Source organism: Pedobacter sp. Bi27 (assembly GCF_918698255.1).
Taxonomy (GTDB): domain Bacteria; phylum Bacteroidota; class Bacteroidia; order Sphingobacteriales; family Sphingobacteriaceae; genus Pedobacter.
This window is the reverse complement of sequence record NZ_CAKKMW010000002.1, coordinates 1-24,490: the sequence shown is the minus strand read 5'-3', so window position 1 is coordinate 24,490 and position 24,490 is coordinate 1. Positions and strand designations below refer to the sequence as shown.

Genomic DNA, 24,490 nt, shown 5'->3' with positions numbered 1-24,490 from the left:
CGCAATGGGTTACAACTTACAGGTCAACATCGATAAATCATCAGGCTTTTGCTTTGGCGTAGTATATGCCATAGAAATGGCCGAAGATATTCTGGATAATGAAGGTTATTTATATTGCCTTGGCGATATTGTGCATAATGATGAAGAAGTAGAGCGTTTAACCAATCGCGGATTAAAAATCATCGATCACGAAGTATTAAAAAACTTAAGGGACGAAAAGGTTTTAATCAGGGCTCATGGCGAGGCGCCATCAACCTATCAACTGGCCTTAGAAAATAACCTTACTTTAATAGATGCTTCATGTCCTGTTGTGCTGAAATTACAGAACAGGATTAAAAATTCACATGATGACGATGAGCAAGTACTTATTTTTGGTAAGCACGGGCACGCCGAGGTAATCGGATTACAAGGTCAAACAGATGGTAAGGCAATTGTTTTTCAGGATCTAGCCGAACTGGATAATGTAGAATTGCCTGCTAAATTTACGCTATATAGCCAAACCACTAAAAGCACCGATAAATTCTATCACATTAAAGATGAGTTATTGAGCCGTGGTTATGAAGTTAAGGCTAACGATACCATTTGCAGGCAAGTATCTAACCGTTACGAAGAACTGGAAGATTTTGTAAGCCATTATGATAAAATCGTTTTCGTATCAGGCAAGAAATCTTCTAACGGAAAAGTGCTGTACGATGTTTGTAAAAAACACAACGATAATTCTTATTTCATTTCGAATGTTGAAGAGTTAGATCAAACTTGGTTTAACGAAAACGATAAAGTTGGCATATGCGGTGCTACGTCTACACCAATGTGGTTGATGGAAAAGGTAAAGGCTGCGTTAGAGCGGTATTAGCTTGTAAGAAGATCTGAATAGGTATTAATGATGGATTTATATAGTAGAATCGTCATCTCGACTGGGAACGCAGTGGAATGGAGAGATCTGCTTAGATAGATCTCGACTTCGTTACACTTCGCTCGAGATGACGGTCATATCTATTAATATAATATAAATTGAAAAAGATAAACCTACATATCGGAATCCTGGTTGCGTTAACCGTAATTGTCTGTTGGTTTGTTTCTCTTTATTTCTTGCTTACATGGAATTTTGCCTGGAGCAATCCCTTTGTTTATCTGATGATTGTTGTTCAGATGCATTTGTACACAGGTTTGTTTATTACCGCCCACGATGCGATGCACGGAACGATATCGCCAAACCAAAAAACAAATAATTTTATTGGCTATATTTCTGTTTTTCTCTACGCAGGTTTTTTTTATAACCGTTTGTATTCGAAACATCACCAGCACCACCGTCATGTGCATACCGAAAACGATCCGGATTTTGCGCCGCATGGCTTTTGGAAATGGTATTTCCGTTTCATGCTAAATTATGTCACGATAATTCAATTGGTAATTATGGCCATAACTTATAATGTGTTGAAAATCTGGATTGATGAAAAAAACCTGCTGTTGTTTTGGGTACTGCCATCCTTATTAAGCACTTTTCAGTTATTTTATTTCGGAACCTATTTGCCGCATAAGGGGGAGCACGATAATGAATATCATTCTTCTACCTTACAGAAAAATCATTTTGTTGCCTTTATTACCTGTTACTTTTTTGGCTATCATTTAGAACATCACCAAAAACCAAGCATGCCTTGGTGGCAACTGCATAAAATGAAGCGATAGTCGAGGTCGTGGTGTCAGATGTTACCATCCGACACTAATTAATATCCAAATAATATTTTACTTGTTCGAATTGCCAGATAGTAACATCAAACAGCATACTGATGAATTTACAGGCTATTGCTCGATAGCTTGTGGAAGTATGAAATAACACTTTTTGACTAAAAAATGTTTGCAATCACATTTTAAGCATAGGGAAAAAACAATAAAAAGGCGATATTTGCGCCACGAAACATATTCTTTATAGATGAGCAAAAAGGGGATTTTACTGGTAAATTTAGGAACACCTGATAGTCCGGCAACGGCAGATGTTAAAAAGTACTTAGATCAATTTTTAATGGACGAGCGGGTAATCGATATCCCTAAGTTAAACAGGACATTATTGGTAAAAGGTATTATTGTTCCTTTCCGTAGTCCTAAAACAGCAAAATTGTATAAAGAAATCTGGAACGAAAATGGTTCACCGCTATTGTATTACAGCCGGTTACAGGCTGAAATGCTGCAGGAAAGATTGGGAGACGATTATCATGTAGAGCTGGCCATGCGCTACCAAAGCCCATCTGTTGCATCGGCGTTAGCCAATTTAAAAGCAGGTTTAGTAGAGAGCATCCAGGTTATTCCGATGTTTCCTCAATATGCCTCTGCAAGCACAGGGTCGGTAATGCAACTGGTAATGGAGCTGGTGAGCAAATGGCCAACGGTTCCACCAATATCATTTGTTAATTCATTCCATGATAACGAATTGATGATTAAAGTTTTTGCAGAAAATGCCAAAAAACATCATGTAGAAAGCTACGATCACGTATTGTTCAGCTTCCATGGCTTACCTGAACGTCAATTGTTAAAATGCGATCATACTGGAAGTTACTGTTTGAAAAGCGCCGATTGCTGCCAGACATTAAACGATACCAATAAATTCTGTTATTCTGCACAAGGACATGATACGGCCAGATTAATTGCCAAAGAATTAAATCTGTCAAAAGATCAATATACCGTTTGTTTCCAATCGCGCTTAGGAAAAGAGCCATGGGTACAACCCTATACTACCGATGTGCTGAAGAAATTAGCCGGCGAAGGCAAAAAACGTCTTTTGGTTTTTAGCCCTGCTTTTGTGGCAGATTGTTTAGAAACGCTTTACGAAATCACGGTAGAATATCACGAAGAATTTAAAGCTTTAGGTGGTGAACATGTTCAATTGGTAGAAAGTTTAAACGATAGTCCGGTGTTTATCGAGGCTTTGGCTGGAATGGTTAAATAGTTTAAATATGGCGAGCTTTATTATTTTAATGGGTGTTTCGGGAAGTGGTAAAACAGTAGTTGGTAAAGCTTTGGCCCCGAGAATAAATGCTGAATTTATAGATGGCGATAACCTGCATTCGCAACGTAATGTAGATAAAATGGCTGCCGGAATTCCGTTAACAGATGCTGATCGTTTAGATTGGCTGCAATTGATTGCGAAGGTTGGTCGCGAACATGTTGCTCATGGATCGACATGCATTATTGCCTGTTCTGCATTGAAAAAATCTTACCGCGATTTGCTAAGAACAGATAATACATCAATCCGCTTTGTTTATTTGAAAGGAAATTTCGATTTAATCCACGATCGGATTGCTAAGCGATCTCATCAGTACATGCCTTCTAGTTTATTAAAAAGCCAGTTTGAAACATTGGAAGAGCCTCAGGCTGATGAACAGGATGTGATAACGGTTTCAATTGATCAGGATATTCCCCAGATTGTGGAAGAAATTGCTAAGGCTGATCTGATTTCGTAATCATCGAAATAATCTGATCGGTTGCCCCTTTTTTATCTGTAACATATCTTTTGGCCTGCGCTGCGGCATCTTCATTTTTGGCAAAATCCTCAAAAGCACCGATTAATTTCTCAACAGTAGAAATGCTTTTGGCTGCACCTATAGCAATTAGATCTTTGGCTTCCTGAAATTTATCATATTTCGGGCCGAAAATTACAGGCAAACCAAACGCTGCGGCTTCTAAAGTGTTGTGTATTCCTGTTCCAAAACCGCCACCAATATAAGCTACATTTCCGTATTGATAGAGAGAAGAAAGCATGCCGATGTTGTCTATAATGAGCGTTTGGTGTTCGGCGTTTGGCGTTTGATTAGACGAGTTGAAAATTGAAAACCGCACACTGCCAACTGAAAACTGTTTCTCGATACTTTCAATATGGCTTTCGTGGATCTCGTGTGGCGCGATAATAAACTTCCAGCTGGGATATTTTTCAGGTAAAGCCGATAATATTTTTTCATCTTCAGGCCAGGTACTTCCGCAAATCAATGTGGGGGAGTTGCCAATAAAACTTTCGATTTGGCTAAGCTGTTTGGGCGATTGCGCATTTTCGTAAACACGGTCGAAACGGGTATCGCCATTTATCGTGACATTATTTAATCCGATCGATTTTAAAAGATTTTTACTTTCTTCGTTTTGCACAAAAAAGTAAGTAACAGATTTTAAAATATTGCGGTAAAAGCCACCATACCATTTAAAAAATGCCTGGCTTTCTCTAAAAATACCAGAAATCACATATAAAGGAATTTCGCGGTCTTTTAATTCTTTAAAATAAAAATGCCAAAATTCGTATTTGGTAAAAATGGCCATTTCGGGATTAATGCTTGCTATAAAACGTTTGGCGTTGGCTGCGGTATCAATAGGAAGATAAAATACATCTGCAAGGGCATAATTTTTCCGGATTTCGTATCCCGAAGGGGAGAAAAAAGTAACTACGATTTTTTTAGCTGGATAAAGCGATTTTAGTTTTTCTAAAACCGGTCGGCCCTGTTCAAATTCTCCTAAAGAAGCAAAATGAAACCATATGTGTTTTTCGCTCGGATTAATTTTCTGAGCAATTTTTGTATAGCTATTTTTACGGCCATTTATAAACAGTTTAGCCTTAGGATCGAATAATGAAAATGTCCTGATAAGCAAAGTGTAAAGCCGAATTCCGATTATGTAAAGCAAAAGCATTAGTGTAATTTCATATCTTCGTGCCAAGATAAAACGAATATATTTAAAAAGCTTAAAAATATATGGAGTCGTCGCAATTTGGCCTATCGTTCAATACTATAAATAGACAGGTCGTGATTACTCCATAAGTTGCGAAAAGTAACCGAGCTTACGAGCTCATTAAAACCGTTAAGAAACAATTTAATATTGTTTAATAAATTATAACAGATGAAGATAGCCGTTATTGGTACCGGATACGTAGGTTTAGTTACCGGAACCTGTTTAGCAGAAACAGGAAATGATGTAATATGTGTTGACATTAATGAAGCGAAAGTAAAGCAGATGCAGGCTGGCGAAGTACCGATTTACGAGCCTGGTTTAGATCTTTTGTTCCATAGAAATATAGAACAGGAAAGGTTGACTTTTACAACAAATCTTGCAGATGCTGTAAAAGATGCGCAGATTATTTTTATGGCTTTGCCAACGCCTCCGGGTGGAGATGGTGCTGCTGATCTTTCTTATATTTTAGGCGCTGCAAAGGATATTTCAAAACTGATTACCGAGTATAAGGTCATCGTAAATAAATCAACGGTTCCGGTTGGGACGGCCGATAAGGTAAAGGCTGTTTTTGCCGAAAATACTTCGATTGAAGTAGATGTGGTATCCAATCCTGAGTTTTTAAGGGAGGGTGTAGCAGTTGATGATTTTATGAAACCTGACCGCGTGGTTTTAGGAACTAAAAGCGAAAGAGCGAAAAAGCTGATGGCTGAATTATACGGTCCTTATGTACGTCAGGGGAATCCAATTCTTTTTATGGACGAGCGTTCTTCTGAATTGACTAAATATGCGGCAAACTCTTTCCTTGCCACCAAAATTACCTTCATGAACGAGGTCGCCAACCTTTGCGAACTTGTAGGTGCTGATGTTGATTCGGTAAGAAGGGGCATAGGTTCTGATGACCGTATCGGTAAACGTTTCCTTTTTCCAGGAGTAGGTTACGGCGGTTCATGTTTCCCTAAAGATGTTCAGGCACTGGTAAAATCATCTGATGATTATGCCTACGATTTTCAGATCCTGAAATCGGTAATGGAGGTTAATGAAAGACAAAAAACAATCCTGGTTGACAAAGTGATTAAATATTATAAAGGTGACATAAAGGGCAAACATTTTGCACTTTGGGGCCTTGCTTTTAAACCAGAAACCGACGATATCCGCGAGGCACCGGCCTTATATATTATTGATGCGCTGGTTAAGAACGGCGCAACCGTTACCGTGTTCGATCCAGAGGCAATGACAAATGTTAAAAACATTATTGGCGATCAGGTAAACTATGCTAAAAACCAATACGAAGCTTTAGAAGGTGCTGACGCACTGTTGATTGCAACAGAATGGTCGGTTTTCCGTAACCCTGATTTTGAAAAAATTGATAATATCTTAAAAAATAAAGTGGTTTTCGATGGCAGGAATTTGTACGATTTGCAAAAAATGATCGATCTTGGCTATTATTATAACAGCATAGGTAGAAAACTAATAGATTAAAATGGGTCAGAAGAGAATATTGATTACAGGTGCAGCCGGATTTTTAGGTTCGCATCTTTGTGATCGTTTTGTGAAAGAGGGTTATCACGTTATCGGAATGGATAACCTGATTACAGGCGATATGGCAAATATCGAACATCTGTTCAAGCTGGAGAATTTCGAATTTTATAACCACGATGTTTCCAAATTTGTACATATTCCAGGTAAACTTCACTACATTTTACACTTTGCTTCACCTGCAAGTCCGATCGATTATCTTAAAATCCCGATCCAGACACTTAAAGTAGGTTCTTTGGGTACCCATAATCTTTTAGGTCTTGCCAGAAATAAAAATGCAAGGATGCTGATTGCATCAACTTCAGAAGTATATGGCGATCCAAATGTGAATCCTCAGCCAGAGGAATATTGGGGTAACGTAAATCCGGTTGGTCCACGTGGCGTTTACGATGAAGCCAAACGTTTTCAGGAAGCCATAACCATGGCCTACCATACTTTTCATGGTGTAGAAACCAGAATTGTAAGGATCTTTAACACTTATGGGCCCAGAATGCGCCTGAATGATGGCCGTGTTTTACCTGCTTTTATCGGGCAAGCTTTAAGAGGCGAAGATTTAACTATCTTTGGCGACGGAAGTCAGACACGTTCTTTCTGTTATGTTGATGACCTGATTGAAGGAATTTATCGTTTATTGATGAGTGATTATGCGCAGCCGGTAAACATTGGTAATCCGGATGAAATCACCATCAAGCAGTTCTGTGAGGAAATTATCAAACTTACCGGCACCACGCAGAAAATTGTTTATAAAGAACTTCCGCAGGATGATCCTAAACAGCGCAGACCCGATATTACCAAAGCGAGAGATATATTGGGATGGGAGCCAAAAGTAGGCCGTGCTGAAGGATTGAAGATTACATACGAATATTTTAAATCATTGCCTGCAGAGGCTTTGGAGAAGATAGATCATAAAGATTTTACCACATTTAACCGTTAAAATGGCAAAAATACTAGTTACTGGTGGAACAGGATACATAGGTTCGCACACAGCAGTAGAGTTACACAACGCAGGATACGAAGTCGTAATTGTAGATAACCTTTCTAATTCGAACATTAAAATTTTAACCCAGCTTCATGCCATCACTGGCAAATGGTTCGATTTTCATGAAATCGATCTACAGGATGATAGAGCAGTTCAGGAATTTGCAGAAAACCATACCGATATTGATGGAATTATCCATTTCGCAGCATCAAAAGCTGTTGGCGAATCGGTAGAACAACCCTTAAAGTATTATAAAAACAATTTTTACGGTTTAATTAACCTGTTAACTTCGTTTAACAGGAAGATTAATTTTGTGTTTTCTTCATCTTGTACCGTTTATGGTCAGCCAGAAACTTTACCCGTAACTGAGGCTGCACCAGTACAGAAAGCTGAATCTCCTTACGGAAATACCAAGCAGATTGCCGAGGAAATATTAGCAGAAACAGCTGCAGTAACACCTGATTTAAATGTAATTGCTTTACGTTATTTTAACCCGGTTGGTGCACACGAAACTGCTTTGATCGGTGAACTACCAAATGGTGTTCCTGCCAATCTTGTCCCTTTCATTACGCAATCGGCTATTGGCAAACGTGGTCCGATTACTGTTTATGGCGACGATTACAATACGCCTGATGGTTCTGCCATCCGCGATTATATTCATGTGGTTGATCTGGCAAAGGCACACGTTGCAGCGATTAAGAAACTGGAAGAAGGAAATCCTAACGGTAATTACGATGTTTTCAATATCGGTACCGGTAAAGGCTCTTCAGTTTTAGAAATTATTGCAGCTTTCGAAAAAGTGAACGGAGAGAAACTTGAGTATAAAATCGGTCCAAGAAGGGCAGGTGATATTGTTCAGATTTATGGCGACGTTCAAAAATCGAATAAAGAACTGGGCTGGAAAGCCAATCTTGATATCAATGAGATGATGCGCTCTGCATGGGAGTGGGAAAAATATATCAAGGCTAACCCTTTTTAAATGAAGTTATCGGAGCACAAAGATCTAAAAACTGCTATAACAGAATTGCCTGTCAAAGAAAAAGACAAGCTATTGCTGCGTTTGGTGGCCAAAGATAAAGTGCTTACAGAGCATCTTCATTATAAATTATTAGAAGATGAAACCGATTTGGAAGATCGGAAGGAGAGGATTAAAGCCGATGTAGAAGAACAGGTTCTGGAACTGAAAAAACTAAATGCCAAAGAGGCATTGGTAAAGGTTCGGAAGATGATCACCTCGGTTAATCATTTTTATAAAGTGACAAAAGATCCTGTTGGGGAGGTAGAATTGAAACTATTTATCCTCAATGCCATCCCTTTTGATTATAAGAAATCAATTTTTGGTTATCGCGATTTTATGATGCTTTTCAGTATATTTTACTTAAAAACTGTCGCGGTAACCATAAACAAATTCAAAAAACTGCACGAAGACTTGCAGTTTGATTTAAGTGAAGACTTAAATAATTTGCTCGATAAAATCTATTCCTCTAAATTAGCTGGTGCAGCAGAGGCAAGTAATTTGCCAAAGGAGATAAGTTAAAGCTATGATCTATCAGTATGTTCGGATTATTTAAAAAGAAAAAAATAGCACCCGAATTTAATTTCTCTGGTATCGGCACAGATATGCACTCGCACATTATTCCAGGGATTGATGATGGCGCACAAACGTTAAAAGATTCTCTTCTTTTGGCTAAAAAATTTAAAGATTTGGGTTATAAGAAGCTAATCGCCACTCCGCACATCATGGCCGATTATTTTCGGAATACGCCCGATACCATTAACCATGGATTGGACACGTTAAGAAAAGGTTTACAGGAAATCGAACTCGATCTGGAGGTTGATGCCGCTGCCGAATATTATCTGGATGAAACCTTAGAGAAAAAAATCAGACAGAAAGAGGTTTTAACTTTTGGTAATAATTATCTTTTGTTTGAATTATCATATATAAACGCCCCTCAAAACCTGATCGATTTTATAAAAATGATGCAGGATGCCGGATACAAACCTGTGCTGGCGCATCCTGAGCGTTATCCTTACTACTACAATTCTTTCGAAAGCTATCATCAGATCAGAGAAACCGGCTGCCTGTTGCAGGTAAACGGTATTGCTTTAGCGGGTTATTATGGCGCTGGTGCAAAAAAAGTAGCAGGAGAAATGGTCGAAAACCACATGGTCGATTTTGTAGGCAGCGATATGCACCATTTAAAACATGCTGCGGCGCTCGAAGATAGTCTTGGTACGCCCTTAATGCAACAACTGCTTACCCAGTCTCAATTGAATAACGCATTGCTTTAAGGTTCATTAGCTCATTTGTCATTCGTTCATTGGTTTTGCAAGCAGCCAATTGTAAGTCTCGTCATCCTGAACTTGTTTAAGATCTATAGCGGAGTAAATCCAGATAGACTAACCGCTAAACTTTCTAGTTAACCGATTTTAAAAAAATCACCAATTAGATGTATTAACCAGCAAGCGATTAACTATGTACTAATGAACCATTGACTAATGAACCAATGACCAGTGAACCAACTCTATTCGTACCTCAAGGCTTCTACAGGATCTAGTTTCGATGCCTTTTTAGCAGGATAATATCCAGATAGGATTCCTACAAGTACACATAATATAAAACCGCCAATAATAAACAGCCAGGGGATTAAGAATGCGCCACCCATGGCCAGTGAGATGAGATTCCCTAAAACTATTCCCAGAAAAATACCTAAAGCACCACCCATTAAACAGATTACTACGGCCTCGATCAAGAACTGGCGCCGAATTACCTTAGGGTTTGCGCCGATGGCTTTACGGATACCAATTTCGCGTGTACGTTCAGTAACCGAAACGAGCATGATATTCATTAAACCGATTGAAGCTCCAATTAGGGTAATAACTCCAATGGCAACACCACCAATAGCCACAAAAGCCAGATTTTCGAATAAAGTTTGAGCAATGGCATCACTCTTGGTAATCTCGAAATTATTGGTTTCGTTCACCTTTACCTTGCGAATATTTCTGAATAGCGCAGTAGATTCACCAATAATGTTTTCCTGCATCTCATTACTGGGTACCATTACTGTTATGGTGTAAGATGGATTGGCATTGGCATTAATCTGTTTGGCTTTTAGCAAAGGCACATAAACAGCCCTATCACCGCTAAAGCCCATACTCGATCCTTTTTTCTCCAATATGCCAACAATTTTAAAACGGTTATTACCTACATTGATCAGTTTATCTAACGGATCAGAGTCTTTAAATAATTTTTCAACCACTTCGCCACCAACAATGCAAACGTTGCTTCCGAGCTGTATTTCAGAAACACTAAAATTTCTTCCTTGTGATAAATTTAATCCTTGAGAGGCTAAGCCATTTTCATCTATACCCTGAACATTGATGTTGGGATTGGTTTTTAAACTCCCGTATTTTACAGTAGAACCACCGCTGGCAAAAACACTTACGGCAACAGTTGCAGGGGTATTCAGGCTATCTTTAAATTTAACGGCATCTTCGTAGCGGATGGCCTTAAAAGGTTTTGGGCGTTTGCCATTTCCAATTCTAATTCCTGTACCGCGGTTTCTGATGGTAAAAGAGTTGGCCCCCATGCTACTAAAAGCATCGGTCATACTTTTCTTTACAGCATCAAGAGTGGTTAAAATCCCAACCAAAGCCATTAAACCAATGGCAATAATTAAGGCGGTAAGCATAGTACGCAAGCGGTTCGCTTTAATAGATTCTAATGCCAGTCTGATGTTTTCTCTGTAATTCATTTAGTATTGCGATAAGCGTTTGGCGGGCAAAGCTTGTAAAAATAAAAAAGTCCCGATGTTTAGACAAGGGGACCGTACTATATGTTACAATAATATTTTATTTATGCCGAGAAACTCGTACCACAACCGCAGGTGCTGGTTGCGTTAGGATTAACGAAGGTGAAACCACGCGAATTTAATCCATCCTGCCAATCGATCATCATGCCCATTAAGTACATCTGATGTGCTTTGTTCATAAAAACCTTAATACCATCAATAAAATACTCTTGATCGCCTTCTTTTCTCTGATCGAAACCTAAAATGTAATTCATGCCAGCACAGCCGCCACCTTCTACGCCAATACGTAAACCATAATCTTCACTGATCTCCTGCTGATCCTTTAATTTATATAACTCTTTAGCTGCTCCTTCAGAAAAAGTAACTGGTGCAAATGCTGTATCAACTGTTGTGCTCATGTTATTTAAATTTTATCTGTTACAAATATAAATAATAATGCACATTTTTGCTTTTAACGGTCCGTTAATATTACCGTAATTAAACAATACTTATGAATACCCAACAAATTTTAGTTGACATAGTGATCTTATTTGCAGGCATTTTCATTGCATTAATGGCTGTTTATTATATTTTAAAGAACGATATCCAGCGTTTCTTTAACTTAAAAACCATCGAGCTGAACAAAGAAAGCCGGGCGCATATTTTGCCTTTGCGCTTACAGGCTCACGAGCGTTTAATCCTATTTATCGATCGTATTAACCCTGCAAATTTACTTGTTCGCCTGCATCAGCAAGGAATTGCCATTGCAACTTTACAAGCTGGCATTTTAAATGAAATCCGTTCGGAGTACCAACATAATATTACCCAGCAGTTGTATGTAGATAGTGTAACTTGGCGTGTCGTTCGTAAATTAAAAGACGATACCATTGCCATGATTAACAATGCAGTACAAGGCTTGCCTGCTGACGCAAATGGAATTGAGTTGAGTAAAGCAATTTTGCAGCACATGGCCAGTATTGATGAAAATCCTTACGATTTAACCATCGAACTGATCAAAAAGGATATTCACCAACTTTTTTGATGAGGTTAATTGGTTAATCGTTTAAATTAGTTAACCGAAATACGCAGGGTTAACCAATTAACCAGTTTCAGCAGTTATGCAGCTTTGCTGGACTAAAATCAATGACCATTGAACTAATGAACTAACCAATTATGAGCGAAAAAAAGTACACCACCACTTCAGGTATTGAAATAAAAGCGCTGTATACCGAAGCGAAGCCAATGGAAGAGCTGCCTGGAGAATTTCCTTTTACCAGGGGAATCCAGAAGGATATGTACCGCGGCCGCTTGTGGACGATGAGGCAGTATGCTGGTTTTTCAACTGCTGAAGAATCAAACAAACGTTATCATTATTTATTGGCTCAGGGAACAACGGGCTTATCTGTTGCTTTTGATCTTCCAACACAAATCGGTTACGACTCTGATCATGAAATGGCCGATGGAGAGGTTGGCAAGGTGGGGGTGGCTATCGATTCGTTAAAGGATATTGAAATTTTATTTGATGGTATCGAGCTGAAAAACATCACAACTTCGATGACGATCAATGCTACTGCTTCAATTTTATTGGCCATGTATATTGCGCTGGCTAAAAAACAAGGTGCAGATTTAAAACAGATTTCAGGGACGATACAGAACGACATCTTAAAAGAATATGCTGCAAGAGGCACATATATCTATCCGCCAAAGCAATCGATGCGTTTAATTACCGATATTTTTGAGTTCTGTAGCAAAGAAGTGCCAAAGTGGAATACCATTTCTATATCTGGCTACCACATTCGTGAAGCTGGATCAACCGCTGTACAAGAACTTGCTTTTACACTGGCTAATGGCAAAACCTATCTAAAAGCCGCTTTAGATAAAGGTTTAGATATTAATGTATTTGCGAAACGGTTATCGTTCTTTTTCAATTGCCACAATAATTTCTTTGAAGAAATAGCGAAATTTAGGGCCGCAAGGCGGATGTGGGCGAAAATTACCAAAGATTTGAGTGCCACAGATGAAAAAGCGCAGATGTTAAGATTTCATACCCAAACCGGGGGCTCAACCTTAACGGCGCAGCAACCATTAAATAATGTAATCAGGGTAAGCAATCAGGCTATGGCTGCAGTTCTTGGCGGAACCCAATCCTTACATACCAATGGTTATGATGAAGCACTTTCACTTCCGACCGAATCGGCTGCAAAAATTGCTTTACGTACCCAACAGATCATTGCCTTCGAGAGCGGCGTTACCGATACCGTAGATCCACTGGCTGGATCGTTCTTTGTGGAGAGCTTAACTGATGAAGTTGAGGCTGCGGCCTGGGCTTATATCGATCGGATAGATGCAATGGGCGGCTCGGTTAATGCCATTGAAAGCAACTATATGCAAAATGAGATTGCTGACGCATCTTACCAGTATCAAAAAGAAATCGAAAATGGCGAAAGGATCTCTGTAGGTGTAAATAAATTTACCCAAGAAGAAGAAGGCCTGACAGAGGTTTTTAATATTGATGATTCAATCCGCAAACTGCAATCTGAAAAATTAGCATATTTAAAAGCAACCCGCGATGGAGATGCTGTAGAAAAAGCATTGCAAGAGTTGGATGAAGCTGCTAAAGGCGAGAAAAATTTGATGCCGTTGATTATAGATGCCGTTGAAAAATATGCTACACTCGGCGAAATTGCAGATGTGTTTAGACGGACTTTTGGCGTTTATTAATTAACTTAACGTTCGTAGTTTTTGCGCTTTATTTCAGGATAAAATTAAAGGGACTTTGCTTTTTAATAAACCTTGATAAAATGAACGAATATTTTGTTCATTGATCCTAAAATATTGAGTTAAGCTGTCGTAAAATTCATACAACAATGAGGCGAAATGAAATAAATTAATATTAATTTAAACGATCTGCTTAAATTAATATTAATTTATTTATCTTATGGCTTTGATTCTCAGTTTATTCGGGATTAAAAAAGGCTAAAACGCTTAACTAGTGCCTAAAATGGCTTAGATTTTGCTTTTTCAACAGCTATTCGAAGTGATGGGGATGTATTGATGTTAAATTATGGTTAATGTGAATAACCAGTGTTAATAAATAGTTATCAACATAAAAAATTGAGGTTAAGCGGGCTACTATATTCCTTATCAGTACGTTACGATTTATTTGAAATTTTTGTTTAAAATGTTGATAATTTTCTCAATATTCGTAGTCCCTAAACGGACCATCCCTTTAATTCGAATAGGCACTGTAAACCAATAAATTATAGAAATCGCAATGGAAAAAACTTGTACAGAAGTATGGAAGAACTGTCTTCAAATTATTAAGGATAACATTCCGAGCCAAAGTTTCAAAACTTGGTTCGAGCCAATAACAGCCCTTAAATTGGAAGGTAAGGTTTTAACTATACAGGTGCCAAGTTTGTTCTTTTACGAATGGCTTGAAGAACATTATGTAGGCTTGCTGCGCAAGACTGTAAAAAAACAACTTGGAGAGGATGGCAGGTTGGAATATAACATCGTTGTAGATAAATCATCAAACAGCGGTAATCCTTATACTACCAATATGCCCTCAAATGGAAATGGAGCGGAGGCAAAGGTACAATCGATGCCGATTCCGGTTTCCATTAATAAGGATATTAAAAACCCATTTATTATCCCTGGATTAAAAAAATTAAATGTTGATCCACAATTAAACTCTAACTATACTTTCGAAAATTATATTGAGGGAGATTGCAACCGCTTGGCGCGTTCTGCAGGTTACGCTGTAGCTGCTAAACCAGGAGGTACATCTTTTAACCCGCTAATGATTTACGGAGGAGTAGGTTTGGGTAAAACACACCTGGCACAAGCGATCGGTAACGAGATTAAGCGCAGCATGCCAGATAAGTTGGTGATCTATGTAAGCTGTGAGAAATTCTGCCAGCAGTTTGTAGATTCATTAAAAAACAACACCATTAACGATTTCGTTAACTTTTATCAGGCAATGGATGTGATCATTATGGATGATGTACACAACTTTGCAGGTAAAGAAAAAACCCAGGATATCTTCTTCCATATTTTCAATCACCTACACCAATCGGGCAAACAGGTAATCTTAACATCTGATAAAGCACCGAAAGATTTAGCTGGTTTGGAAGAGCGTTTGTTAAGCCGTTTTAAATGGGGTTTATCTGCAGATCTACAGATTCCTGATCTGGAAACACGTATTGCCATTTTAAGAAAGAAAATGTATGCTGATGGTATTGAATTACCAGGCGAGGTGGTAGAATATGTGGCACACAACATTGATAACAATGTGCGTGAGTTAGAGGGCGCTATGGTATCTCTTTTGGCACAGGCTACATTGAATAAAAAAGAAATCGATTTAGCGCTTGCTAAGCAAATGCTGAAGAACTTCATTAAAAATACTTCTAAAGAAATTTCAATGGAATACATCCAGAAATTGGTTTGCGAGTATTTCGAGGTTCCGGTTGATATGGTTAAATCGCAAACACGTAAACGCGAAATTGTTCAGGCGCGTCAGATTTCGATGTACCTTTCTAAAAGCCATACTAAATCATCGTTAAAAACGATTGGTGCTTTCTTCGGTGGCCGCGATCACAGTACCGTAATTTATGCTTGCCAAACGGTAGAAGATTTAATCGATACCGATAAAAAGTTTAAAGCTTACGTACACGATATCCAAAAGAAATTAAAAATGAGCTAAACTAAGTTCAGGAACTGAAAGGTAGAAGGGTTTAAATAAAATCTTTCGTTCATGTTCAAAAGTTTATGCAAAAAAAACAAAGGCCCGATATTTTATCGGGCCTTTGTTTTGATGTGTTTTTTAAGAAAAAAATTAAAGTTTTTCCACTTCAGCTAAGCCATATAATAAGGCCGCAACATGCAATGCCTGGGCTATTTTATTGTCTTTTATCAGTTGTTTTACTTCCTCAACAGTATATTCTTCAACATTTAATATTTCATGTTCATCTAAATGCTGTTCATGCGTTTTAATACCGCCTGTTAAGAAGTAGGTGAAGGTTCTGTTGTTTGATGTTGCCGGATTAGGATAAAGCTCGGCGATAAGTTTGCAGGTTTTAAAACTGTAACCTGTTTCTTCTAAAAGTTCACGTTTAACTGCAAACTCAGGTGCTTCATCGCCATCAATTACACCACCTGGAACCTCGAGTGAAACAATATCGGCTGCATGGCGGTACTGGCGCACCATGATTATTTTTCCTGCTTCTGTTAATGCAATTGCATTTGCCCAGTTTGGATACTCTAAAACATAGTAGTCGTCTTTTATAATACCATCAGGAAGTTTAACCTCGTCTACCCTTAAGGTAGCCCACTTTTCTCTTACTAAATATCTAGAGGCAATTTTCTGCCACTTTTCTATAATCATCTATTTACATTGTTTTGTTTAGTGCCATGCGCGTGGCGTTTAGCGCAAATACTGTTGTATCGTTTTTTGACGGTGCAAGTTTACCAAATGTACGATCTTGTGCCGATCTGACAGGTATTGATAGACTAAATTCAGCTTTGGCGCAATCATTTGGTTTCTATCAGAACTTGTACCTAATTCGTAATATAAGAATTCGCTCAGGGAGTCGAGTTTTTCAGGCGGGTGGTTGCCCTCCGCTAACCAATTTTCAAAAACCGAAAGATCTTCATTTTCAAGAATTTCTTTTGGCAATTGAAAGCCGCCTTCTATGGTTTCGTCAAAAAGCTGATTGGCCTCGGCCAACTTGCCTTCTAACTTTAAGCCCATAATACGGGCCAAAACCTGTGCAAGTTTCTGTATTTCTGCAGTGATTAAATCTCTTCTGTACATTATTATTGTAATGTTTTAATCTGTTGGAAAGTTGTAACGTTCAAAAAGGAACAGATTCTCACTTATGGACTATGGACTATGGACTATGGACTATGGACTATGGACTACCAGCTTCCGCTGCTTCCACCACCGCCAAAGCTTCCTCCGCCAAAACCACCGAATCCACCGCCGCCTCCACCAGAAGAACCGCCTCCCCAGCCACCGCTGCTTCGGCCGCCACCGCCACCGCTTCCAAAAAGCATTGCCCAGAACAAAGCGTTAGATGCACCCCGACCGCCAATTACTTCGCTACCGCCCCCGCCACCTTTTCTCATGATGATGATGATGACGATTACAATAATGATAATAATCACAATACTGCCACCTCCGCCACCTTTCTTTGAAGAAGTTTTAGGACTATCATTTTTATATTCGCCTTTGGTATATTTTATAATCGAAGTCGTACCTTCATCTAAGCCGGCGTAATAATTTCCGGCTCTAAAATTGGGTTTAATGTCATTATCAATAATACGCTTGGCATAAATATCGGGCAATGCGCCTTCCAGGCCATAACCTGTTTGGATAGAAATTTTTCGATCGCCAACAGCCACAACGATCATAATACCGTTGTTTTTGCCACTTTGGCCAACTCCCCATTTCCGGCCCAGCTCAACGGCGTATTCGTTAATATCATAATCGCCTACCGATTTTAATATCGCTATGGCAATCTGTGTTGATGACGAATCATTAAAAGCCACTAATTTAGTTTCAAGTTGCTGCTTTTGATCGGCTGATAACACATTAGCGTAATCATTAACCAAAGTATTGGGTTTCTCTGGAAAATCCTGTGCAAAGCCGAAAGTGAATAATAAACTCAGTAACGAGAAAAGGAATATTTTCTTCATCGCTTATTTCTGCTCTAGATTGTCCATAAAAACGATATCATTCGGCAATTCATTAATGTCGCCTTTTTGAGGCGGAAAGAACAAGGCTAGTTTTTCTCCGGCCAATGCTACTCCCGCAATAATACCATCAGCTAAATTGCCTTTTGCAAAGTGTGCAGTCATCGCTATTTTGGCTGTTTCCCAAAAATTTTCTGGCACTACCTGGTTAATACCTACATCGCCAATAATGGCAAATTTATGATCGGCATGCGCCAGGTAAATCAGTACACCATTTCTTTTGGCTGTTTTGTCCATATCCAGCTTGGTAAAATACTCGATAGCTTTTTCGTATGGATCACCTGCGCAGTGTTTGTCAATAGCAATCCTAATTTCTCCAGATGTTGCTCTTTCTGCATCGGAGATCGCGTTTGCTATTTTTTCTTGTTCAATATCTGAAAATAACGACATGTGCTTATTTTGTATGAAGTAAAAAGGGTAATAAATGTTTAGTTAATAAACATTCACTACCCTTATATATTGTGTTGGGAATATTAAAATTCTACTTTAGGTGCATCTTTTGCAGTAGCATCGGCCTCGAAATACCCTTTAGGTTTAAAGCCGAACATGCCAGCTGTTAAATTGGTTGGGAACGATCTGATTTTGCCATTATACTCTTGCACAGCATCGTTAAAATCTTTACGGGCAACGGTAATCCTATTTTCGGTGCTTTCTAACTGCGCCGATAAATCACTGAATTGCTGTGTAGCCCTTAGTTCAGGGTAATTTTCGGTAATCGATAATAATTTACCCAAAGCCTGGCTCAATTGCCCCTGAGCAGCCTGGTATTTCTGGATGTTTTCTGGTGTCAATTCATCAGCCTTAACTGTCATCTGTGTTGCTTTTGCACGCGCTTCTGTTACGGCAGTTAAAGTACCCTGTTCAAATTTAGCCGCTCCCTTTACAGTAGCTACCAGGTTCGGAATTAAATCTGCTCTTCTTTGATATTGGGTTTGCACCGTTCCCCATTTCGATTTAACGTTCTCATCAAGTTTAACCATGCTGTTATATCCGCATGAACTTAAAGTGCTCACTGCAATAACTGCAGCTAAAATTCCAAATATTAATCTTTTCATTTTTATGGTTTTTGTCTTTTTAATAGAATTGATTTATGGTCAATTTACGAATTAGATATCAAATTGCATGCCTTTGTTACACTTTCAATAATTATCTGCCAGGTTGGCAAGCTTAGGGTAATGTTTAAAATGATGTTTTTGTTTTGAAGCGCAAGGTCATTCGCTTTTTTTAATGTTTGCTCCCGCTCTTCGCTCTACTTCGTGTCCGCTCCGATCGGGGCTAAAAACTTTGGGTTGTGGCACGGAAAACCTACATAGTCGCAACAAAGCCGCCATCTAAACCCGATCGAACGGATGCCCCCGATTTTTCATCGGGGCAAGAGGTAGAGCGGGAAGAAAGTGGCCTATGGAATACTGCGGTGGCTTTCCAAAAAAAACATAAAAGCATTACTTTAGTCTGCGGATAATTTTTAGTCATATTCTGAAATCATCAAATATGCGATCAGTTGCCTATCTTTGTAGCGTTCGGGATAAAAACCTGACATGATATGCAAAAAGACATCGAAATTACGCTGCTCCCGCACGAGGTAGAGCAAACAGAGGTGATTAACCAGAAACTGGCTGAAGCGCTAAAATTACCTGGATCAAGAATTAAAGGCTATGAAATCCTGAAAAGATCGATAGATGCCCGCTCGCGAAAAGTGATATTCAGACTTCAGGTAAAGGTTTTTGTAGATGAGGAAGCCACTCCCGAAGTATACACCATTAATTATAAAAACGTAAGCCACGCGAAGCCTGTGATTATTATCGGGGCTGGCCCGGCTGGCTTGTTTGCAGCTTTGCAGTGTATTGAGAATGGATTAAAACCCATTATTATCGAACGTGGTAAGGATGTAAAACAGCGCCGGAGAGATTTAGCTGCCATAAACAAGCAGGGTTTGGTGAATACAGAATCTAATTATTGTTATGGTGAAGGTGGGGCAGGAACTTATTCGGATGGTAAACTGTATACCCGTTCCAATAAACGGGGCGATATTAATAAAGTGCTCCAGGTTTTTGTAAACCATGGGGCAGAAGCTGATATTGCTATCGATGCCCGTCCACATATAGGTACCAACAAACTTCCGCATATTATTACTTCCATAAAAGATACGATCCTGAATGCTGGGGGCGAGGTGATGTTCGATAGTCGTATGACTGATATTTTGATCGAATTCGGAAAAGTAAAAGGAATTGAGATAAATTTTGAAGAAAAGTTGTTCGCTGATGATATTATCTTGGCAACTGGTCATTCTGCAAGAGACGTGTACGAATTGTTAAACAGTAAAAATATTCTGATTGAGGCTAAACCCTTTGCTTTAGGCGTACGGATTGAGCATCCTCAGGAAATTATCGATTCAGCCCAGTATCATTGCGATATTAGATCGGAGTTTTTACCTCCCGCGTACTACAGTTTGGTGGAGCAGGTTGGTGCCCGTGGGGTGTTTTCTTTTTGCATGTGCCCTGGAGGCATTATTGCACCTTGTTCTACAGGCGAAAATGAAATCGTGGTAAATGGCTGGTCGCCGTCTAAACGGAATAATCCTTATGCCAATTCTGGAACGGTGGTACAGGTTACCTTAAACGATGTTCAGGGGTACGATCCGCTTAGAATGTTGCATTTCCAATCGGAGATTGAGAAAATGGCTTTTGAGGCCGGTGGTGGAAACCTGGTTGCTCCGGCCCAGCGCATGGTTGATTTTGTGAACAATAAATTATCGATTGATCTACCAAAGAACTCCTATCTTCCCGGTACCAAAAGTTCGATGCTCGACAATATTTTACCCGATTTCGTATCAGATAGCTTACGAGTAGCATTACCCTTGTTTGGGAAAAAGATTAAGGGTTATTATACAAATGAAGCCATTTTGGTAGGGGTAGAGAGTAGAACATCATCACCGGTTAGAATTCCGAGAGATAAAGAGACTTACCAGCACCCTCAGGTAAAAGGTTTATATCCTTGCGCAGAAGGCGCGGGTTATGCCGGTGGAATTGTATCTGCGGCAATAGACGGTATTAACTGTGCAAATGCAATATTAAACGCATCTTAACAAACTTTATATTGCCCCAATTGTTGTTTGGGTATGTTTAATATTACTAATGAAATTAAAAAGGCATTTAATGGCGATGCCTGGCATGGTAACCATGTAATGCAAACCTTAAATAATGTTAATCCTGAAAGTGCGTTTAGCCATTTTGTGCCGGGGGCGCATTCTATTGCCGAAATAGCCCTACACTTAACTGCATGGACAGAAGAAGTTACCTCAAGATTGAGTGGAAAACCTGCTGCAGAACCCGCAATGGGCGATTGGCCAGTGCCCGAAAGTAGAACGCCTAAGGCCTGGGAGCGCATTATCTTTAATTTTAAAATTGCTAATGAAGAACTCATCCGCTTGTGCGAAAGCATGAAAAATAACCAATGGGATGATGAAGTAAAGAGTGAGCGGAACCCGGCGTTGGGAACAGGCGTAACCAATGCAGAGCTTTTAAGTGGTTTAGCACAGCACCATGCCTACCATTCTGGCCAAATTGCTTTGCTTTCTAAGTTTTAATAGCTTAATTAAGCTGTGTAATCAATAAACCTTTGGAATCACCTTTATGAAGAAGACACTTATTATCGGCGCGTCGCCAAACCCATCCAGATATGCTTATAAGGCAGCCAATATGCTCAAGCGCTTCAATCACGAAATTGTTAACGTGGGCATAAAGAAAGGAGAGGTTGGAGGCGTAGAAATTGAAAAACCGGATCAGATCCACACCGATATAGATACCATAACTTTATATATTGGCCCAGCTCTGCAGGCGCAATATCACGATTACATCCTGGCAACAAAACCCAAGCGGGTAATTTTCAACCCAGGAACCGAAAATTATGAGCTGGAAAAATTATTGGATCAGCACAATATCGAACCAGTTGAAGCCTGTACCTTGGTATTGTTAAGCACAGGGCAGTATTAAAATCTATATACCACGCCCCAGTTTACATAATCTGCCTGCGCAAAGTGCATATAGGTTTTTGCCTGTAAGCCAATGTGCGGCGTAATATTAAAAGTTGGTCCGAATGTCCAATACCAGGTCGCTTTATCCATCAACCTATTGTAGTGAATGTATTTCCCAATCTGTGCCGCAACGGTTATGCGCCATAAGTTGATATCAGCACCAATACTGATCCCGGTACGCCATTTATCATACGAAGTGCCATAGTTCTGAAAGGTTGCTCCATAATTATCCGGGTCAAATACGGTAAAATAATAAACGGCATCCGCACCGGCCTTAAGCGACATCACATCATTTAGGTAAAAATTATAACCCGCATATAATCCGCTTTTGTATAAACTTTTTGTTCTATCGCCAAATACCCCTCTTGCTCCTAAACCCGCACTTAGCTCAATCGAATTACGTTGTAAAGTGGTGTAGGTGCTTTTCCGCTCAGCGGTTAATGTTTTCGGATTGTTTAATTTAAGTCCGATGTAAACATTTCCGGTGTTCAAACCCCCATTGGGTACGGTAGCTCCACCATTCGATACGTGTAAAAAACCGAAACCCACTAACAGATCCGCATATTTACTCATTGGCAGCTCCATTCCTAAATCTGCTTTAATGGTTTCATTAATCGGACTTCCCAAAAATCGGTTTTTGGTATTATTAAAGTAATACTTGTTCGTGTAGCCCAAGCCAACGCCTGGTGTAAAATTAAATTTAGCTTTTCCGATTTTGAATAGCTGAAAATCCATTTGTGCCACTAAGCCATATATCTGGCCAAAAGCATTGGCCGAAGTATCCTTTGTACCTTTCAGCTTGCTTATGTCTCTAAAAACAAATCCGATCCCGTAAGATTTGGCACCACCAAATCCAATCCATTTATCGCTGTTCTGGCTGATGTCTTTAAAATATGCTGCATCAAATCCCGCAATCTGGTCCTGAAACAGATGCCCCTGATCGTTATTTATATGTGTGCCAAATATGGGCTTGATAATAATCGAATGATTTTCGGGAGCAATTTGAGCCTTAGCAAATGCGCAGCCCGTAATAACGCAAATAAACGAGAGTAGTTGTTTTTTCATTAGCTTTTACTAAAACGGTAAGCAAGACTATAAAAGGCATAACGGTAGCCAGTGGCACTGTTTTTAACTTCGTTGGAAGTAAAAGTAGCGGTATAATTGGCTGTCCAACGTGCAATGGCGAAGGTTAAACCTACCTGTGTGGTAAAAACAATTGGCTTAGGCTTAAAAGTGATCGGCCCTTTATCATTCAAAAATAAGCCTCCCTGCAAACTCGAATCGAAAGCAATAGCATGTAACTGCGGACTAACAGAAAGGAAAAGTTCGTATTTGCGCTGCGCTTTGTTCGGATGGTTATTGCTCACCAAGCTATTAAAAGCCGATGAAGCATCCATATCGTTAAATCTGCCCAGGCGGAACATTGCGCCGAGATTTGCTTTTGTAATCACATTACCAACTGCTGCTGAAGTTGTTCCCGTAATATCGAATATTTTATCATTTGTGCTCATTAAAAACTTGTTGTATTCTACACCTAAGTTTAATGTTGGTTCGCTGTTTAAACCATATTCCCATCCTTCAATCTGATTTTGACCAACCAGTTTATGAAACGCTTTCTGAAATTCTTCTCCCAAAGCATCTTTCCCGGTAAGTCCAATCTGCGCAGAAACCTTAAGCATCTGTTTATTTGCGTAAAACCGACTATAATTTGCCTCGCCATACAGGTATGCGGAAAAAGGGCGGTCGTGTTGGGCGGGGTTTGGTACAAAGCTGTAATAAGGGTTGTATATTTTTTGGCCAAGCTCAAACCCAATAATTTCTTTACTTCTCCCTGCCTTTAGGTTCTTCCCATTCAGGGCATGCCTATATTTAATAAAAGCACCGTTTGTATAATAACGGTCGCTGGTAATATCAATGTAAGCATCGTTCTCAGAGATAATAACAAGCTCATTTTTATAATTTTGCGCATAACTGATTTCCGCTATGCCGATAAATAGCAGAGAAAAGTATAGTTTGAGCATCAACTTCATTTATATGGATGATTTAATAAAGCCATAAAAGTATTAATTATTGTTTAAAAATTCGATACGATGCTTGCCAATTGCGCACGAGTCTTCCGAAGTTTCAATAGGCATGGGTGTTGGATAACTTCGGAAGTTTATTCAGGTCACGCTGGTTTTATTACTACACTATGTATAAGAGTGCCTTTGTTTTTTTTAGCAAAGCAGGTTCTGTGCTACTATATAGGTTTGTTCCCGCCATACGCTATAGTCCCGATGAAGAATCGGGAGCTGCCGCTGCTGTCGGGTTTAGCTGGCAGGGGTTTCCTAAGTTTTAAACGGCCGGGCGCAGGGAAAACTTCGGAAGTTTCAGGCAATGGGCGCTTCATATTTAAACCTATCAGGGTTTAAAAACCTGACAGGTTTGTTGGGGCGGGTGGTAGAAACAGCTGTTCCTGTAAAAAGTTTTGCCCTTGCGGAAAACTTTTTCGTGTTGAAAACCATATGCTTACATTAGCCCGTGCACTAATCTGTATATTTTATTTGCCCTTACGATTAAAATTCCTACTTTTGCATCCCGCTTCGGAGGAAGGGTTTGATTGAAAAGATGGCAGAGCGAGATGGAGGGCATGATTTATTTTAAAATAAATATTGCGGGAGCGGAAAAGATTGCTACCTTTGCAGCCCGGAT

At 39.4% G+C, this 24,490-nt stretch carries 25 protein-coding genes; 15 read left to right on the top strand and 10 right to left on the bottom strand.

Translation table 11 applies throughout. The features are described from left to right. Nucleotides 1-4: 4 nt before the first annotated feature. From LQ227_RS05420 to LQ227_RS05405, 4 genes are all read left to right on the top strand, one after another. Nucleotides 5-853 carry a 4-hydroxy-3-methylbut-2-enyl diphosphate reductase gene (locus LQ227_RS05420; RefSeq protein WP_230148592.1) on the top strand — a complete coding sequence of 283 codons (849 nt, stop codon included), beginning with the start codon at nt 5-7 and terminating at the stop codon, nt 851-853. A 158-nt stretch (nt 854-1,011) separates the two neighbouring features. After that, nucleotides 1,012-1,686: a fatty acid desaturase gene (locus tag LQ227_RS05415; RefSeq protein ID WP_230148591.1), complete on the top strand. Its 675-nt coding sequence runs from the start codon at nt 1,012-1,014 to the stop codon at nt 1,684-1,686. Nucleotides 1,687-1,930: 244 nt separating this feature from the next. Continuing rightward, nucleotides 1,931-2,941 (top strand): ferrochelatase, encoded by a 1,011-nt coding sequence (gene hemH, locus LQ227_RS05410; RefSeq protein WP_230145970.1) that lies wholly within the window; start codon nt 1,931-1,933, stop codon nt 2,939-2,941. Nucleotides 2,942-2,948: 7 nt separating this feature from the next. Next, the gene (locus LQ227_RS05405; RefSeq protein ID WP_230145971.1) at nt 2,949-3,455 is read left to right on the top strand and encodes a gluconokinase; all 507 of its coding nucleotides are present in this window, start codon (nt 2,949-2,951) and stop codon (nt 3,453-3,455) included. Here LQ227_RS05405 and LQ227_RS05400 read toward each other — a convergent pair. Then, on the bottom strand, nt 3,433-4,692 hold the full coding sequence (locus LQ227_RS05400; protein ID WP_371823065.1) for a 3-deoxy-D-manno-octulosonic acid transferase: 1,260 nt from the start codon (nt 4,690-4,692) through the stop codon (nt 3,433-3,435). The genes LQ227_RS05405 and LQ227_RS05400 overlap by 23 nt on opposite strands. Before the next feature lie 180 nt (nt 4,693-4,872). Here LQ227_RS05400 and LQ227_RS05395 point away from each other — a divergent pair, with 180 nt between their 5' ends. Genes LQ227_RS05395 through LQ227_RS05375 form a run of 5 tightly spaced genes read left to right on the top strand, consistent with a single transcriptional unit; the run spans nt 4,873 to nt 9,511 of the window. Further along, nucleotides 4,873-6,183: a UDP-glucose/GDP-mannose dehydrogenase family protein gene (locus tag LQ227_RS05395; protein WP_230145973.1), complete on the top strand. Its 1,311-nt coding sequence runs from the start codon at nt 4,873-4,875 to the stop codon at nt 6,181-6,183. 1 nt (nt 6,184) lies between these two features. Next, the gene (locus LQ227_RS05390) at nt 6,185-7,174 is read left to right on the top strand and encodes a UDP-glucuronic acid decarboxylase family protein (protein ID WP_230145974.1); all 990 of its coding nucleotides are present in this window, start codon (nt 6,185-6,187) and stop codon (nt 7,172-7,174) included. Between the two features lies 1 nt (nt 7,175). Beyond that, a complete protein-coding gene (gene galE / locus LQ227_RS05385) occupies nt 7,176-8,198 on the top strand; it encodes a UDP-glucose 4-epimerase GalE (RefSeq protein ID WP_230145975.1) in 1,023 nt (340 codons plus the stop codon). Beyond that, the gene (locus LQ227_RS05380) at nt 8,199-8,756 is read left to right on the top strand and encodes a hypothetical protein (RefSeq protein ID WP_029275640.1); all 558 of its coding nucleotides are present in this window, start codon (nt 8,199-8,201) and stop codon (nt 8,754-8,756) included. It begins immediately after the preceding gene. 17 nt (nt 8,757-8,773) lie between these two features. Beyond that, nucleotides 8,774-9,511, top strand: a complete 738-nt coding sequence (locus LQ227_RS05375) for a tyrosine-protein phosphatase (protein ID WP_230145976.1) — start codon at nt 8,774-8,776, stop codon at nt 9,509-9,511. A gap of 233 nt (nt 9,512-9,744) precedes the next feature. Here the strand turns inward: LQ227_RS05375 and LQ227_RS05370 are convergent, their stop codons facing one another. Then, nucleotides 9,745-10,974 (bottom strand): ABC transporter permease, encoded by a 1,230-nt coding sequence (locus tag LQ227_RS05370; protein WP_230148589.1) that lies wholly within the window; start codon nt 10,972-10,974, stop codon nt 9,745-9,747. Nucleotides 10,975-11,075: 101 nt separating this feature from the next. Next, on the bottom strand, nt 11,076-11,429 hold the full coding sequence (locus LQ227_RS05365; protein WP_230148587.1) for an iron-sulfur cluster assembly accessory protein: 354 nt from the start codon (nt 11,427-11,429) through the stop codon (nt 11,076-11,078). A gap of 92 nt (nt 11,430-11,521) precedes the next feature. Between LQ227_RS05365 and LQ227_RS05360 the strand changes: the two genes are divergently transcribed. From LQ227_RS05360 to dnaA, 3 genes are all read left to right on the top strand, one after another. After that, nucleotides 11,522-12,052 carry a hypothetical protein gene (locus LQ227_RS05360; RefSeq protein ID WP_230145978.1) on the top strand — a complete coding sequence of 177 codons (531 nt, stop codon included), beginning with the start codon at nt 11,522-11,524 and terminating at the stop codon, nt 12,050-12,052. A gap of 131 nt (nt 12,053-12,183) precedes the next feature. Then, nucleotides 12,184-13,731, top strand: coding sequence for a methylmalonyl-CoA mutase (locus LQ227_RS05355; RefSeq protein ID WP_230145979.1), 1,548 nt, complete (start codon nt 12,184-12,186; stop codon nt 13,729-13,731). 553 nt (nt 13,732-14,284) lie between these two features. Further along, the gene (dnaA, locus tag LQ227_RS05350) at nt 14,285-15,715 is read left to right on the top strand and encodes a chromosomal replication initiator protein DnaA (RefSeq protein ID WP_029275646.1); all 1,431 of its coding nucleotides are present in this window, start codon (nt 14,285-14,287) and stop codon (nt 15,713-15,715) included. Nucleotides 15,716-15,847: 132 nt separating this feature from the next. Here the strand turns inward: dnaA and LQ227_RS05345 are convergent, their stop codons facing one another. From LQ227_RS05345 to LQ227_RS05325, 5 genes are all read right to left on the bottom strand, one after another. Further along, nucleotides 15,848-16,396 carry an NUDIX hydrolase gene (locus tag LQ227_RS05345; protein ID WP_230145980.1) on the bottom strand — a complete coding sequence of 183 codons (549 nt, stop codon included), beginning with the start codon at nt 16,394-16,396 and terminating at the stop codon, nt 15,848-15,850. A gap of 39 nt (nt 16,397-16,435) precedes the next feature. Continuing rightward, nucleotides 16,436-16,825 (bottom strand): hypothetical protein, encoded by a 390-nt coding sequence (locus LQ227_RS05340; RefSeq protein WP_230145981.1) that lies wholly within the window; start codon nt 16,823-16,825, stop codon nt 16,436-16,438. A 104-nt stretch (nt 16,826-16,929) separates the two neighbouring features. Then, on the bottom strand, nt 16,930-17,709 hold the full coding sequence (locus LQ227_RS05335) for a YgcG family protein (protein WP_230145982.1): 780 nt from the start codon (nt 17,707-17,709) through the stop codon (nt 16,930-16,932). A gap of 3 nt (nt 17,710-17,712) precedes the next feature. Then, on the bottom strand, nt 17,713-18,156 hold the full coding sequence (locus LQ227_RS05330; RefSeq protein ID WP_029275650.1) for a TPM domain-containing protein: 444 nt from the start codon (nt 18,154-18,156) through the stop codon (nt 17,713-17,715). Between the two features lie 83 nt (nt 18,157-18,239). Further along, nucleotides 18,240-18,821 carry a LemA family protein gene (locus LQ227_RS05325; RefSeq protein WP_039480897.1) on the bottom strand — a complete coding sequence of 194 codons (582 nt, stop codon included), beginning with the start codon at nt 18,819-18,821 and terminating at the stop codon, nt 18,240-18,242. Nucleotides 18,822-19,309: 488 nt separating this feature from the next. On the opposite strand from LQ227_RS05325, the gene LQ227_RS05320 reads away from it, so the two are divergent. The 3 genes from LQ227_RS05320 to LQ227_RS05310 are packed head-to-tail and all read left to right on the top strand — an operon-like array spanning nt 19,310 to nt 21,758. After that, nucleotides 19,310-20,851: an NAD(P)/FAD-dependent oxidoreductase gene (locus LQ227_RS05320; RefSeq protein WP_230148585.1), complete on the top strand. Its 1,542-nt coding sequence runs from the start codon at nt 19,310-19,312 to the stop codon at nt 20,849-20,851. Nucleotides 20,852-20,884: 33 nt separating this feature from the next. Continuing rightward, nucleotides 20,885-21,352 carry a DinB family protein gene (locus LQ227_RS05315; protein ID WP_230148583.1) on the top strand — a complete coding sequence of 156 codons (468 nt, stop codon included), beginning with the start codon at nt 20,885-20,887 and terminating at the stop codon, nt 21,350-21,352. A 46-nt stretch (nt 21,353-21,398) separates the two neighbouring features. After that, nucleotides 21,399-21,758, top strand: coding sequence for a CoA-binding protein (locus tag LQ227_RS05310; RefSeq protein ID WP_230148581.1), 360 nt, complete (start codon nt 21,399-21,401; stop codon nt 21,756-21,758). Here LQ227_RS05310 and LQ227_RS05305 read toward each other — a convergent pair. Together LQ227_RS05305 and LQ227_RS05300 are read right to left on the bottom strand one after the other, a co-directional pair. After that, complete coding sequence (locus LQ227_RS05305; RefSeq protein WP_230148579.1) at nt 21,755-22,864, bottom strand: acyloxyacyl hydrolase; 1,110 nt, start codon at nt 22,862-22,864, stop codon at nt 21,755-21,757. The genes LQ227_RS05310 and LQ227_RS05305 overlap by 4 nt on opposite strands. Next, a complete protein-coding gene (locus LQ227_RS05300) occupies nt 22,864-23,820 on the bottom strand; it encodes a lipid A deacylase LpxR family protein (RefSeq protein WP_230148577.1) in 957 nt (318 codons plus the stop codon). Before LQ227_RS05300 ends, LQ227_RS05305 begins: the two co-directional genes overlap by 1 nt. Nucleotides 23,821-24,490 lie beyond the last annotated feature (670 nt).

What these genes read in the sequence shown, in the direction of transcription:
- LQ227_RS05375 (WP_230145976.1), top strand. Translation starts at nt 8,774, where the DNA reads ATGTTCGGATTATTTAAAAAGAAAAAAATAGCACCCGAATTTAATTTC.
- LQ227_RS05355 (WP_230145979.1), top strand. Translation starts at nt 12,184, where the DNA reads ATGAGCGAAAAAAAGTACACCACCACTTCAGGTATTGAAATAAAAGCG.
- LQ227_RS05420 (WP_230148592.1), top strand. Translation starts at nt 5, where the DNA reads ATGGGTTACAACTTACAGGTCAACATCGATAAATCATCAGGCTTTTGC.
- LQ227_RS05310 (WP_230148581.1), top strand. Translation starts at nt 21,399, where the DNA reads ATGAAGAAGACACTTATTATCGGCGCGTCGCCAAACCCATCCAGATAT.
- LQ227_RS05340 (WP_230145981.1), bottom strand. Translation starts at nt 16,825, where the DNA reads ATGTACAGAAGAGATTTAATCACTGCAGAAATACAGAAACTTGCACAG.
- hemH (WP_230145970.1), top strand. Translation starts at nt 1,931, where the DNA reads ATGAGCAAAAAGGGGATTTTACTGGTAAATTTAGGAACACCTGATAGT.
- LQ227_RS05405 (WP_230145971.1), top strand. Translation starts at nt 2,949, where the DNA reads ATGGCGAGCTTTATTATTTTAATGGGTGTTTCGGGAAGTGGTAAAACA.
- LQ227_RS05395 (WP_230145973.1), top strand. Translation starts at nt 4,873, where the DNA reads ATGAAGATAGCCGTTATTGGTACCGGATACGTAGGTTTAGTTACCGGA.
- LQ227_RS05390 (WP_230145974.1), top strand. Translation starts at nt 6,185, where the DNA reads ATGGGTCAGAAGAGAATATTGATTACAGGTGCAGCCGGATTTTTAGGT.
- LQ227_RS05300 (WP_230148577.1), bottom strand. Translation starts at nt 23,820, where the DNA reads ATGCTCAAACTATACTTTTCTCTGCTATTTATCGGCATAGCGGAAATC.
- LQ227_RS05365 (WP_230148587.1), bottom strand. Translation starts at nt 11,429, where the DNA reads ATGAGCACAACAGTTGATACAGCATTTGCACCAGTTACTTTTTCTGAA.
- LQ227_RS05305 (WP_230148579.1), bottom strand. Translation starts at nt 22,864, where the DNA reads ATGAAAAAACAACTACTCTCGTTTATTTGCGTTATTACGGGCTGCGCA.
- LQ227_RS05315 (WP_230148583.1), top strand. Translation starts at nt 20,885, where the DNA reads ATGTTTAATATTACTAATGAAATTAAAAAGGCATTTAATGGCGATGCC.
- LQ227_RS05320 (WP_230148585.1), top strand. Translation starts at nt 19,310, where the DNA reads ATGCAAAAAGACATCGAAATTACGCTGCTCCCGCACGAGGTAGAGCAA.
- LQ227_RS05335 (WP_230145982.1), bottom strand. Translation starts at nt 17,709, where the DNA reads ATGAAGAAAATATTCCTTTTCTCGTTACTGAGTTTATTATTCACTTTC.
- LQ227_RS05370 (WP_230148589.1), bottom strand. Translation starts at nt 10,974, where the DNA reads ATGAATTACAGAGAAAACATCAGACTGGCATTAGAATCTATTAAAGCG.
- galE (WP_230145975.1), top strand. Translation starts at nt 7,176, where the DNA reads ATGGCAAAAATACTAGTTACTGGTGGAACAGGATACATAGGTTCGCAC.
- dnaA (WP_029275646.1), top strand. Translation starts at nt 14,285, where the DNA reads ATGGAAAAAACTTGTACAGAAGTATGGAAGAACTGTCTTCAAATTATT.
- LQ227_RS05380 (WP_029275640.1), top strand. Translation starts at nt 8,199, where the DNA reads ATGAAGTTATCGGAGCACAAAGATCTAAAAACTGCTATAACAGAATTG.
- LQ227_RS05345 (WP_230145980.1), bottom strand. Translation starts at nt 16,396, where the DNA reads ATGATTATAGAAAAGTGGCAGAAAATTGCCTCTAGATATTTAGTAAGA.
- LQ227_RS05325 (WP_039480897.1), bottom strand. Translation starts at nt 18,821, where the DNA reads ATGAAAAGATTAATATTTGGAATTTTAGCTGCAGTTATTGCAGTGAGC.
- LQ227_RS05360 (WP_230145978.1), top strand. Translation starts at nt 11,522, where the DNA reads ATGAATACCCAACAAATTTTAGTTGACATAGTGATCTTATTTGCAGGC.
- LQ227_RS05330 (WP_029275650.1), bottom strand. Translation starts at nt 18,156, where the DNA reads ATGTCGTTATTTTCAGATATTGAACAAGAAAAAATAGCAAACGCGATC.